General features: G+C 57.1%; 11 protein-coding genes, 1 other RNA gene and 1 pseudogene. 9 read left to right on the top strand and 4 right to left on the bottom strand.

Annotated elements, in window-relative coordinates:
• Window positions 1–186 precede the first annotated feature (186 nt).
• A complete protein-coding gene (locus tag O2N63_RS00555) occupies window positions 187–714 on the bottom strand; it encodes a c-type cytochrome (protein ID WP_271052073.1) in 528 nt (175 codons plus the stop codon).
• A gap of 120 nt (window positions 715–834) precedes the next feature.
• On the opposite strand from O2N63_RS00555, the gene O2N63_RS00550 reads away from it, so the two are divergent.
• The gene (locus O2N63_RS00550) at window positions 835–1,671 is read left to right on the top strand and encodes a prephenate dehydratase (RefSeq protein ID WP_271052072.1); all 837 of its coding nucleotides are present in this window, start codon (window positions 835–837) and stop codon (window positions 1,669–1,671) included.
• Window positions 1,672–1,702: 31 nt separating this feature from the next.
• Here the strand turns inward: O2N63_RS00550 and O2N63_RS00545 are convergent, their stop codons facing one another.
• Window positions 1,703–2,164 carry an SRPBCC family protein gene (locus O2N63_RS00545; protein ID WP_271052071.1) on the bottom strand — a complete coding sequence of 154 codons (462 nt, stop codon included), beginning with the start codon at window positions 2,162–2,164 and terminating at the stop codon, window positions 1,703–1,705.
• A 58-nt stretch (window positions 2,165–2,222) separates the two neighbouring features.
• Entirely contained in the window at window positions 2,223–3,185 is a 963-nt protein-coding gene (nudC, locus tag O2N63_RS00540) for an NAD(+) diphosphatase (protein ID WP_271052070.1), read from the bottom strand.
• 227 nt (window positions 3,186–3,412) lie between these two features.
• On the opposite strand from nudC, the gene O2N63_RS00535 reads away from it, so the two are divergent.
• The 3 genes from O2N63_RS00535 to rsgA all read left to right on the top strand — a co-directional run bounded on the left by O2N63_RS00535 (window position 3,413) and on the right by rsgA (window position 6,777).
• On the top strand, window positions 3,413–5,335 hold the full coding sequence (locus O2N63_RS00535) for a bifunctional 2',3'-cyclic-nucleotide 2'-phosphodiesterase/3'-nucleotidase (RefSeq protein ID WP_271052069.1): 1,923 nt from the start codon (window positions 3,413–3,415) through the stop codon (window positions 5,333–5,335).
• Between the two features lie 84 nt (window positions 5,336–5,419).
• Window positions 5,420–5,517: signal recognition particle sRNA small type (gene ffs / locus O2N63_RS00530), an RNA gene on the top strand.
• Window positions 5,518–5,748: 231 nt separating this feature from the next.
• Entirely contained in the window at window positions 5,749–6,777 is a 1,029-nt protein-coding gene (rsgA, locus tag O2N63_RS00525) for a ribosome small subunit-dependent GTPase A (protein WP_271052068.1), read from the top strand.
• On the opposite strand, the gene O2N63_RS00520 is transcribed toward rsgA, so the two are convergent.
• Window positions 6,774–7,271 (bottom strand): phosphatase domain-containing putative toxin, encoded by a 498-nt coding sequence (locus tag O2N63_RS00520; protein WP_271052066.1) that lies wholly within the window; start codon window positions 7,269–7,271, stop codon window positions 6,774–6,776. The two genes, rsgA and O2N63_RS00520, sit on opposite strands and share 4 nt — an antisense overlap.
• A gap of 129 nt (window positions 7,272–7,400) precedes the next feature.
• On the opposite strand from O2N63_RS00520, the gene O2N63_RS00515 reads away from it, so the two are divergent.
• From O2N63_RS00515 to O2N63_RS00495, 5 genes and pseudogenes are all read left to right on the top strand, one after another.
• Window positions 7,401–9,173, top strand: coding sequence for a DNA polymerase III subunit gamma/tau (locus O2N63_RS00515; protein ID WP_271052064.1), 1,773 nt, complete (start codon window positions 7,401–7,403; stop codon window positions 9,171–9,173).
• Window positions 9,174–9,239: 66 nt separating this feature from the next.
• On the top strand, window positions 9,240–9,584 hold the full coding sequence (locus O2N63_RS00510) for a YbaB/EbfC family nucleoid-associated protein (RefSeq protein ID WP_271052063.1): 345 nt from the start codon (window positions 9,240–9,242) through the stop codon (window positions 9,582–9,584).
• Window positions 9,585–9,600: 16 nt separating this feature from the next.
• On the top strand, window positions 9,601–10,197 hold the full coding sequence (recR, locus tag O2N63_RS00505) for a recombination mediator RecR (RefSeq protein ID WP_271052061.1): 597 nt from the start codon (window positions 9,601–9,603) through the stop codon (window positions 10,195–10,197).
• A 293-nt stretch (window positions 10,198–10,490) separates the two neighbouring features.
• A pseudogene (locus O2N63_RS00500) lies at window positions 10,491–10,833 on the top strand (ArsR/SmtB family transcription factor).
• Entirely contained in the window at window positions 10,830–11,297 is a 468-nt protein-coding gene (locus tag O2N63_RS00495; RefSeq protein WP_271052059.1) for an SRPBCC family protein, read from the top strand. The pseudogene O2N63_RS00500 and the gene O2N63_RS00495 overlap by 4 nt, the downstream one beginning before the upstream one ends.
• The last annotated feature ends 297 nt before the right edge of the window (window positions 11,298–11,594 follow it).

The raw sequence follows: 11,594 nt of genomic DNA, 5'->3' as shown, positions 1-11,594 counted from the left end.
AAATTTTTGTAATTCCAAGCTAAAACTGCACCCGGATAACATTCAAGGCGCAACTTGGTGAACTCTGCGTTAAACGCCCGCACTGAGCAAGTTTTTGCACGCTAACTGGCGGCTTCCGTTTTGTTGGCCATAAAAAAGGCCGCCAGCACGGGGCTGACGGCCTTTTAAGAATATGTGGTCAGACGTTTAGCCGCCGATTGATTGCAGATACGCAATCAGGTTGACGCGGTCGCCCTCTTTTTTCACGCTCAGGCTCATTTTGGTGCCAGGCGCGAAGGCTTTCGGGCTGGCGAGCCACTCATTGAGTTTTTCTGGCGTCCAGGTGTCGCTGCCGTGGCCGAGCAGGGCCTCAGAGTAGTTGAAGCCACCAACCGATGCGATTGGACGGTTCACCAAACCGAAGAGATGGGGGCCGCTGCTGTTGGCGCCGTCTTCCAGCTTGTGACAGGCTTTACACTTGCTCCAGGCTTTTTCGCCCTTGGCAACGTCGGCTGCCGCCAGAAGGTCGGCGAAGGGCACGGCTTCTTCGGCTTCGTCCTCGGCGTGGCTGTCATCTGCCACGGCAATTACATAACCGGTTGAGGCATGGTCTTCGTCGCCATGTCCGCCACCCGAGGCATAAAGGCTGCTGGCCACCCAGTTGCCCAGAAGGAAGATCAGCAGGGCGCTACAGATGGCCCCACCAGCTTTCGTCAGTGTCATAGTGTCGAACATGTCGCGTCTCGTCTCATCCTAAAGTTAGAAGCCTTCTAGCCGCTTCCCAACTGTCATTTCAAGCGATATGACGCTAACAGCCATGGACAAATTGCCCTAGGCGCAGAAGGAAGGTAGCAAATGACCGGTCGGATCGCATTTCAGGGGGAACCCGGAGCCTATTCACACGAGGCCTGCATCAAGGCGCGTCCGCATATGGAGGCAATGCCTTGTGACACCTTTGAGGATGTGATCGCAGCCGTCAGGTCCGGTGCGGCGGATCAGGCAATGTTGCCGATTGAAAACTCGACCTATGGGCGGGTCGCTGACATCCACCGTCTGCTGCCTGAAAGTGGACTGCATGTTCTTGATGAAGCCTTTGTGCGAGTGAGAATCAGCCTGCTGGGGCTGCCCGGTGCAAAAGTTGCTGATATCAATCTGGTGCGCGCCCATCTGGTCTTGCTGCCACAATCCGCGAATTTCCTGAAGCTGCACGGAATCAAGGGTGTGTCAGCAGCCGACAGCGCTGGGGCGGCCGCAAAGCTGGCCAAGACCAAAGTGGCGGGCGAAGGGGTTCTCGCGTCCTCATTGGCAGGCGAGATCTATGGGCTCGATGTGTTGGCAGAAGATGTCGAGGACCACGGTCACAACACCACACGGTTTGTCATCATGGGGCGCGAGCCGCAACATGAGCGCCGCGGCGAGCACGGTATGATCACCACTTTTGTTTTTCAGGTGCGCAACATTCCGGCTGCGCTTTACAAGGCAATGGGCGGCTTTGCGACCAATGGTGTGAACATGACCAAGCTCGAAAGCTATATGGTGGATGGGTCTTTCACGGCAACGCGGTTCTATGCGGATATCGACGGGCATCCGGAAGATCCGGGCGTGCGTCTGGCATTGGAAGAATTGGACCACTTTACTGAGACGGTGGATATTCTGGGTGTTTATCCGCGCGATCCCAGTCGCGATATTTAACCCCAGACCCTACGCGCGGCGGGCGGACGAATTACCGCCGCACACGGTCTTCGATTGTTTGCGCGTAGTCAGCGACGCGATGGCGGAACCGCTTGACCATATTGGCCCGCGCCAATTTCATTGATTGCAATAGCAGTCGGGCAGGAATGGATTTTGGTTTCAATTCCACGTCCAGGTTCATCCGTGTGCGGTGCGGAGACAGGGACATGAGGTCCACCCGCACTTGCGCCTCAATCCCAGACACTTTGGAAAACAGGGTCAACCCATGTGGGGCATCATACTTGATCAGCTCAAGATCCGCATCGCGATCTCGATTGCGGTAAGGAAAGCGGGCCTGCCAGGTCATTCCGCGCCCAGGTGCAGCCAATGCATCGGTGCGCACCACTTCAGCCCCCCGGCGCAGCGCGGCACGTTCCATGCCATCGAAATCGGATACAGCTGCAAAAACATATTCGATGTTGGCAGCAATATCTTCACGAGTGGAAAATTTCATGATGGCCCCGTCGCGTGCCCGGTCAGATCCGGGTCTGGTTTCGCGCTTTAATGTGCGTCTAATCCAGTTGATCTGCAAGCCAGTTTCTAAGCAGAAAATGGGCGATGGAGCCTGCGCGCGCGGGTTTGACCTTGTGGTGTTGGCCTGCGAAGGCCTGCATCATTTCTTCGCGTGTCAACCATAGCGCGTCGTCAAGCTCATGCGGATCAATCCTGATTTGATCTGTGGTGGCCTCTCCGCATGTACCTATCATCAACGAGGCCGGAAAGGGCCAAGGTTGGGACGCCAGATAAGACACCGCGCCCACCTTCACGCCAGTTTCCTCAAACACCTCTCGTCGTGTGGCAGCTTCAATCGTTTCGCCCGGTTCCATAAACCCGGCAAGAAGGGAATACATCCCGTCTGGCCAGCCCGGGGACCGCCCAACAAGAACCCGGTTCCCATGGGTGATCAACATAATCACCACTGGATCGGTGCGCGGGAAATGCATTCGTCCGCAAGAAGGGCAGTTGCGTTGCCAGCCAGCGTCAGCGCTTTCCGATGCCTGCCCGCAGAATGAGCAAAACCGATGGGTGCGATGCCATTCGAGAATGGCACGGGCTGTGGCAGCGATTTCTCCTTCCTGCGGGGAGAGGGTCGTGAGCATCGTGCGAAGCTCAAGAAAACCTGCCCCATCAGGTGCAGCCGGGTTATGATGTTCCGCCGTATCCAGAAAGCTGCTGGTGTCGGGGTGCAACACGCCCTCCCAGTCCGGCACATTGCAGGCAAAAACGGGAGTGCCGTCGGACAGTCCAAGAAAATTCGGCGCCTCGTTGCATTCGGATATGATTTCATGTGTTGGCTCCAACCACTCAAGTTGGCATGTGCCATCATCCAACTGGCGCACAAGAGGTTTCCCGCGCCATATTGGCAGATACTTTCCACCCGTCTGCATGTCTGCGAGTTTTTCTGGTTCATTCCGCAGATGGGCCGCGCGATCCAGACGTCCTGCACCAAAGCTGACGGTTTCAGAGTTTCTCATGAAAGTTTCCATTCTTGGCAGGGAGTGGGCGGTAGAGCCTGTTCTGGTGAGGCGTTAATGCAACCTTTGGGGGTATTATATAGAAATACTCATCTTTTGATGGTGGGTGGCGGTGAGCAGGGTTAAGCTGACATTGCAGAACACTCCGCCGCAATGCAATGTGCAAATACCCTAGGCAAAATGATGGACATGCGCGGCTCAGAGGCAGAAATGTGAGGCGATAACATATGTTAGATGCCGTGTCAGAGGATCCGCAGCAGGAAGTCATCAGTCGAATGCAACTTCGGCTTATGGCGACGACAGATCTGCACATGCACCTTCTGCCCTATGACTATCTGACCGACCGGCCCAATTCGCGACTGGGGCTGGCGCAAACCGCGAAATTGATCCAGCAGGCCCGAACAGAGAAACGAAATACGCTGCTTTTTGATGCGGGAGATTTCTTGCACGGGACAGCAATGGGGGATTTGGTGGTCGAGCGTGCATCGAATGCCTCAACCGATGCTGATGTCCACCCAATGATCGCTGCAATGAATCACTTGCGCTATGATGTGGCGACGCTGGGCAACCATGATTTCGACCGTGGTGTGGATGTCCTTCTCTCGGCGATTGAGCAGGCTGAATTTCCGATCATCTCGGCCAATACGGTTTTGAACAGAGGTGGGAGACCCTCCTATGACAGTACTTTTGTACCGCCCTACACAATCCTCAATCGTGTGTTTCCTGATAGCGAAGGCGAACAGAAATTGGTCCGGATCGGCGTAATCGGTTTTCTGCCACCCAACTCGATCCACTCAGACTTAGATGATGCCCCCACGCTTTCGACCCGAGACATACTTGAAGCGGCGCGTGATTTCATCCCTCGGCTGCGGGCAAAAGGTGTGGATCTGGTGGTGGCTCTGGCGCACAGCGGAATAGGTGAAGTTGAGCCGCAGGAGGGCATGGAAAATGCCATCATCCCTCTTTGTGCACTACCCGGGGTGGATGTTGTGATCGGCGGCCATGCACATCAACATTTCCCACGCCCAGCGTCTGATTTAGAGACTGCTCATCACTGGTTGGATCATCCCGAGGTGGAGGAAGATCCCGGATTGATACACGGCAAGCCCGTTGTCGTACCCGGATTTTGGGGATCCCATCTCGGTGTGATTGACCTAGATCTGGAAGGGACTGCTGATGGCTGGCGGGTCGTCTCAAAGAGCGCCAATTTGCGCGAGGTTGCAGAGCGGGGAAGTGAGCAGATTGGACCAGAGTTTTCGACACTTCTGGGCCAGTTGCACGAAAGCACCCTGACGCATGTGCGCACAAGGATCGGATATGCACATCAGGATCTGAACAGCTATTTCTCGCTTGTCGGGGCAGACCCCTCGACGCGCCTAGTTCAACAGGCGATGGCTGATTTCACCTGTCAGCTGATCGAAGCCGGAGCAGCCCCCGACCTGCCGGTATTGGCGTCATCTGCCGCGTTCAAATGCGGGGGGCTGGGTGGACCCGGATATTACACGTCAATCGATGCAGGTGAACTCACGCTGCGTTCGGTTGCGGATCTTTACATATTCCCCAATGAGCTTGCCTTGGTGAGGGCCAATGGCGCGTATCTGCACAATTGGCTCGAACGGTCAGCCAGTGTGTTCAGTCAAGTGGTGCCTGGTCAGCGGTTTCAGACCCTGAAAGCGCCCGGCACGCCGGGGTATCTGCTCGAAAGCGTATTGGGGCTGACCTATCAGATCGACCTTTCGCAACCTGCTCGATTTTCCCCGTCAGGTCAGTTGAACGACCCAAATTCCCTACGGGTTCGGGATTTGTGTTATCAGGGTAAGCCTGTCGCTGAAAGTGATGAGTTCCTGCTGGCGACCAGTGATTTCCGCATTCGGGGCGGCGGAGGTTTTCCCATCATTGACCCGTCGCGAATCGTTCCGGTTAAGCCAATTTCGATCCGTGATCTGCTGCGCCATTTTGTCGAGGATACAGGGCGGATCGCTCCGGGATATGACCGCCAATGGAGCTTTGCTCCGGTGGCCGGTGCCAGCGTTCAGTTTCCCTCGGCACCTGAAGCGCGACGGTATCTAGAGGATTTTCCTGAGATGAATATGCGCATGGTTCGCGAAAAGAACGCGCGTGGTTTCTCTGTTTACGAGCTGATGTTGTGACGACATCAGCAAAGACGATGAATTCCCATGGCGGTCTTGCTCGCAAGGCTTGCATCACCCCGCGACCCAACTTATATGAGGCAGCGAGAGGTTGGCGCGGGCAGGCGCCTCGCCAACCTGGTCAGGTCCGGAAGGAAGCAGCCACAACGAGCCCCGCTTGGGTCGTGTTCAGCCTCTCACCTAGCTTCAAAATCGCAGATTTTGAAGCACCCGTTAGGCGATTGGAGCAATCACCGAGAGGGTAACGAACGCGAAACACTAGATGGAGGGACTTTATGATTGTCGCAAACACCCTTCAGGCAGGACGTTTCTGATCTACTGCGCCAAAGTGGCCAAGATCACTGCCTGATCCACCATTCTGCCGTCGCACTGCGATATTCGGAATTGTTGTGTCCTATCACACAGGCAAACACATGACTTACAATCTGACGGACCTTGGATGGTCCAATTACTTTGCTCGCCAGGCTTTGGATCTGAGTGAGCTTACCCCGTTTCGCATCAGCGAAGTGCACCGCGACCGACTGTCCGCCCTTGGGGTGGAGGGCGAAACTGGTCTGATCTCGACCGATCACTCCACCGGCGATTTTGCCGTGGGGGATTGGGTGCTGGCAGATGAACAGTATCGCATTACCCATCTGCTGGAACGCCAGACCGAGCTTAAGCGTCGCGCCGCTGGCACGGATGCACGGATGCAGTTGATTGCGGCCAATGTAGATGTGCTTTTCATCACCTCGTCCTGCAACGCTGATTTTAATCCGGCGCGGATCGAACGTTTTCTGGCGCTGGCGCATGAGGCCGGTTGCTTTGCGGTTTTGGTGCTGACCAAGGCGGATCAATGCGACGATCCCCGCGAGATGGTGCGCGAGGCAGAGCGACTTGCGCCAGCGCTCCCGGTGCTCGCAATCAACGCTCTGGACCCGGACGGGATTGGCCAGCTGGAAGGCTGGCTGTCGCCAGGGCAGACGGCGGCTCTTGTCGGCTCATCCGGTGTTGGGAAAACCACGCTGATGAACGGTCTGTGCGGGCTGTATGACGCCACACAGGGTATCCGCGAGGATGATGCAAAAGGGCGCCATACCACCACATCCCGGGCGCTTCGGCCCACACGAAACGGTGGTTGGCTCATCGACACGCCGGGAATGCGGGCTTTGCGTCTGGCGGATGCGGGGGAAGGGATCGACGCACTGTTTGACGATCTGGTCACACTCGCCGCAGCCTGCCGCTTTTCCGATTGCCAGCATGGTTCTGAACCGGGCTGTGCGGTGCAGGCCGCTATCGAAAATGACGAGCTTGATCCGGATCGGTTGCGTCGCTGGCAAAAACTACAGGCGGAAGATCGGCGCAACTCTGAGACCATCGCCGAGTCCCGTGCGCGCGATAAAGCGTTCGGCAAGATGGTGAATAGTGTGGTTCGAGATTCGCATCACAAAAAAGGACGTTAAGCCCCGTCATGTGCAGGCGCGGCGGCCCAGTCCTGCTGCGCCTGTGTTTCCACCGCACAGGGGCGCACCGCGCGCAGCCGGGCCAGTGCTTCGTCTGGCGCCTCTCCCAGTTCGACCATCAACCGCATCAGCACCATGCCGGAGCGACCGCAGCCACCGCGACAATGGGCCAACACCTTGCCTCCACTTCGCAAAATCGCCAGTGCTAATGCAGAGACTTCTGGCCATGTCGCGACCACCTCATCCCCCGGTGTTCCGAAATCTGCGATTGGAAGCGCATACCAACTGAAACCTTCATCCTGCAGGTCATCCCCTAAGGATGCTGCGCCCGCTGCTACCATCTCAGCATGTTCGGTCATGGTCAGCACCAAGTCCGGGTTCCATGCTGTGACAAGCGTGAGGTCATCAGCGTATGGGGAGAGAACCCCGGGCAGGGGGCAGATGCCTAAAGTGCCGTTGCCAGCGGGCAGGGAATGGATGGCAAAGAACGTCATGCGACGCACCTATCATGCGGTCTGGGATTGACCAAGAGGGTCTAGGGCTTTCCCGGTGGTCTTTCGGTGGACGAACCGGACCGGGGCGCTTACTCTGCCCTGAATACGAATCCGCTTCATAAGGTTCACATGTCCGACACGCCCGCCGACGCCCAGCAGGAAAACAAGCCCTATCAGGTGCTTGCCCGTAAATACCGCCCCGAGACCTTTGCCGATCTCGTGGGGCAAGAGGCGATGGTGCGGACGCTCAAGAATGCGTTTGAAAGCGACCGGATCGCGCAGGCCTTCGTGATGACCGGGATCCGCGGTGTGGGCAAGACCACCACTGCCCGGATCATCGCCAAGGGGATGAACTGTATCGGGCCGGATGGGCAAGGCGGACCGACAGTCGAACCTTGTGGCAAATGTGAACATTGCGTTGCGATTGCCGAAGGCCGCCATGTGGATGTGATGGAAATGGACGCGGCCTCGCGGACCGGCGTGGGCGACATTCGCGAGATCATCGAAAGTGTGCATTACCGGGCGGCCTCGGCACGCTACAAGATCTACATTATCGATGAAGTTCACATGCTCTCGACCAGCGCGTTCAACGCGCTTCTGAAGACACTCGAAGAGCCGCCCGCCCATGTGAAATTCATCTTCGCCACCACTGAAATTCGCAAAGTCCCAGTCACGGTGCTGTCGCGCTGCCAACGGTTTGACCTGCGCCGGATTGAACCCGAAGATATGTTGGCGATGCTGAAACGGATCGCCGCGGCGGAGGGGGCTGAGATCGCGGATGACGCGCTTGCCCTGATCACCCGTGCTGCGGAAGGGTCTGCCCGTGATGCGCAGTCGCTTCTCGATCAGGCGATTTCTCATGGGGCTGGTGAAACAACTGCTGATCAGGTGCGTGCCATGCTGGGGCTGGCCGACCGGGGCCGGGTGCTCGACCTTTTTGATCTGATCATGCGCGGCGATGCGGCTGGTGCGCTTTCGGAAATCGGCGCGCAGTATTCCGATGGGGCGGATCCGATGGCCGTGCTGCGGGATTTGGCTGAAGTCGCCCATTGGGTCTCGGTGATCAAGATCACGCCCGAAGCGGCGGACGATCCCACCGTGTCGCCTGACGAACGTACCCGTGGTCAGGCGATGGCCGAAAAACTGCCAATGCGGGTGCTCGCGCGCATGTGGCAAATGCTTTTGACTGCACTGGAAGAAGTGGCCCATGCCCCGAATGCCATGATGGCAGCGGAAATGGCGGTCATTCGAATGACCCATGTTGCGGATTTACCAACGCCAGAAGAGCTTGTGAAAAAACTGAAAGACGCCCCTGCTCCGCCACCTGCACCTGATGGTGGAGGCGGGGCTCCTGCGCCCGGTGGAAATGGCGGCAACTCGGCAATCGGCGGATATGCGTCCGCCCCGACAGGCCGCCCGTCTGGCCCAACCGCACTTGCGGTGGCGACGGCCCCGGACAACGCACTTGCACACTACGCGCGTTTTGAAAACGTGCTGGAGCTGATCCGCACCAACCGCGACGTGAAGCTGCTTGTTGAAGTCGAAGGCTGTGTGCGTCTGGCGGCCTATCAACCGGGACGGATCGAGTTCACGCCGACAGAGGATGCCCCCAAGGATCTCGCCGCGCGTCTGGCGCAGCGTCTGCATGGATGGACCGGGGTGCGCTGGGGCGTCACGCTGGTCAACGGATGCGAAGAGCCAACCATCGTAGAAGTGCGAGATGGAGAGAAGCTCGCCTTGAGGCAAGAAGCTGAAGCGCACCCGTTGGTTCAGGCGGTCATTGCGGCGTTCCCGAAGGCAAAGGTGACAGACATCCGATCCACTGCCGACCTCGCTCAAGAGGCCGCCACGGAGGGCCTGCAAGAGGTCGAAGACGAATGGGATCCGTTTGAGGAAGAATAACCTCTTCTTGTAACCCCGCATCCCCGCCCGTATCTAAGGGCCAAGCTGAAATTTAAGGAGCATCAGATGTTCAAAGGACTTGGTGGGCTCGGCGACATGGCCGGGATGATGAAAAAGGCGCAGGAAATGCAGACCCGCATGGCGGAAATGCAGGAGAGCCTGGAAACCATGACGGTTGTCGGCGAAAGCGGCGCAGGTCTGGTGAAAGCCACCGCCACTGCCAAAGGCGTGCTGACTGCGCTCGAAATCGACCCGACCATCTTCAACCCGGATGAAAAGGAAGTGGTCGAAGACCTGATCCTCGCCGCCATCAAAGATGCTCAGGCTAAGGCGCAGGATCGCTCACAGCGCGAGATGCAGGAACTGACTGACAGCCTCGGCCTGCCCAAGGATATGAACCTGCCGTTCTGATCGGCAGTCGTTTTTCATGACAGACGCACCGCGTGATATCGAGAACCTGATCGAGCTGATGGCCAAGCTGCCCGGCCTTGGTCCGCGCTCGGCCCGCCGCGCGGTGCTTTACCTCATCCGAAAACGTGCCCTTGTGCTGACGCCGTTGGCTGACGCCATGCAGGCAGTCGCTGAAACGGCGCGGGAATGTGTGACCTGTGGCAATGTCTCGACCTCGGATCGTTGCGACATCTGTACGTCTGCCAAACGCGCCAAAGGTGAGATCTGTGTGGTCGAGAATGTAGCCGACCTTTGGGCGATGGAACGTGCTGGCATCTTTAAGGGACGCTATCACGTGCTTGGCGGCACGCTCTCGGCTCTCGATGCCGTTGGCCCCGAGGATCTGGGTATCCCGCGCCTTGTAACCCGTGTGATTGAAGAAGAGATCACCGAAGTCATCCTTGCACTGAATGCCACTGTTGATGGTCAAACCACGGCCCATTATATCGCCGAAGAACTCGAGGGACGTTGCTTGGTCTCTTCCCTCGCGCAAGGTGTGCCGGTCGGCGGGGAGCTCGACTATCTCGACGAAGGCACAATTTCCGCCGCGCTTTCGGCTCGCAAACGGATGTGATTGGCGTTGTAAGATTGACCTCGCAAAGCTCGGGCTTTTTATGCGCCGCTACGCGTCACAAATAGGGGCTTTGCCCCTCGCGCTATGCGCTCACCCCAGGATATTTTAACCAGAAAAGGGAAGGGGAGACCGTAAAGCCTCCCCAATGAGTTAGCTCATTGCTTGATGCTGGGGCAGCGAACTGTGAGTTCAAATTTCATATTCGGCAGGGTGCAGTGAATGTCAGCTTCGGCATCACTTAGGAATTTCGCTAAGTATCTTGATCGCGCCTGATTCTCGCATTGCTAAGGGATATGTCTAAGTATGATTCTGACCTCGACCTGTACTTCTCAGCTCTTGGTGACCCGACACGGCGTATGATCCTTCAGCGTCTTGCAAGGGGCGAAGCGTCAGTGAGCGAGTTGGTTAAGCCGCACGACATGGCGCTGCCTTCGTTTATGGCGCACCTGAAGAAGCTCGAAGCGAGCCAATCTTATCATATCGAGGAAGCAGGGCCGAACACGCATATGCGCGCTTGCGCCGGATGCATTTACACCTGCCAAAGACTGGCTGAGCGAACAGAGCGCGATTTGGGAGGGACGGCTCGACCGCTTTGACGACTATGTCAAAAACCTTACGCAGGAGCGCAACATATGAAACTTGATCCGAAAACTGACCTCACATTTACCCGCACGATCAATGCGCCCCGCACCCTGCTTTGGGAGTGCTGGACCACACCGGAGCACATCAAGAATTTCTTTGTGCCCAAGCCGCATGGGGTCGATGCCAGCGAGATTGACTTGCGGGTCGGCGGTAAGTTCAACACTACGATGAACGTCGAAGGCCATAGGATGGAAAGCGAAGGCGTCTATCTCGAAGTGGTTGAAGGGGAACGCTTGGTCTTCACCGACACCTATTGCGAAGGTTGGAAGCCGGCCGCTGATCCCTTTATGACAGCCATCATCGAGTTTGCCGACGATGGAAATGGCGGAACGACCTACACCGCCACCGCACGTCACCGATCTCCAGAAGCCCGTCAGAGCCACGAAGACATGGGGTTCTACGATGGGTGGGGCACCGTCGCGACGCAGCTTGAGGAATACGCCCAGTCTCTCAAATAATCGAAAGCGGACTTTGCGCAGATAGCAATTTTGTCCGGCAAAGCAAACCCACCGCATCCTTCCCGACTATAACCGCCGCGCTGTATGAACCGGACATTCGCAGCGCAACCACAAACATCCGGTTCTGGGTGTCCGTGTCAATTTAAGACGCAAAGGTCAAAGTTATCTGACGTCGAACAATGAGTTGCCTCATTTCCTGGTGCGGTCATCGGCGTCCCCGCCTGTACCGCACTGCACAGTCTTTGTGGTATTGGTTAACATTTCCTTATTTTCTGGTCGGAAATATCCCGGGGTGAG

Origin of the sequence: Aliiroseovarius salicola, from assembly GCF_027891095.1 — a bacterium.
Classification (GTDB): Bacteria; Pseudomonadota; Alphaproteobacteria; order Rhodobacterales; family Rhodobacteraceae; genus Aliiroseovarius; species Aliiroseovarius salicola.
Note: the sequence above shows the minus strand (reverse complement) of the source record. Positions and strands in the feature narration are given on the sequence as shown.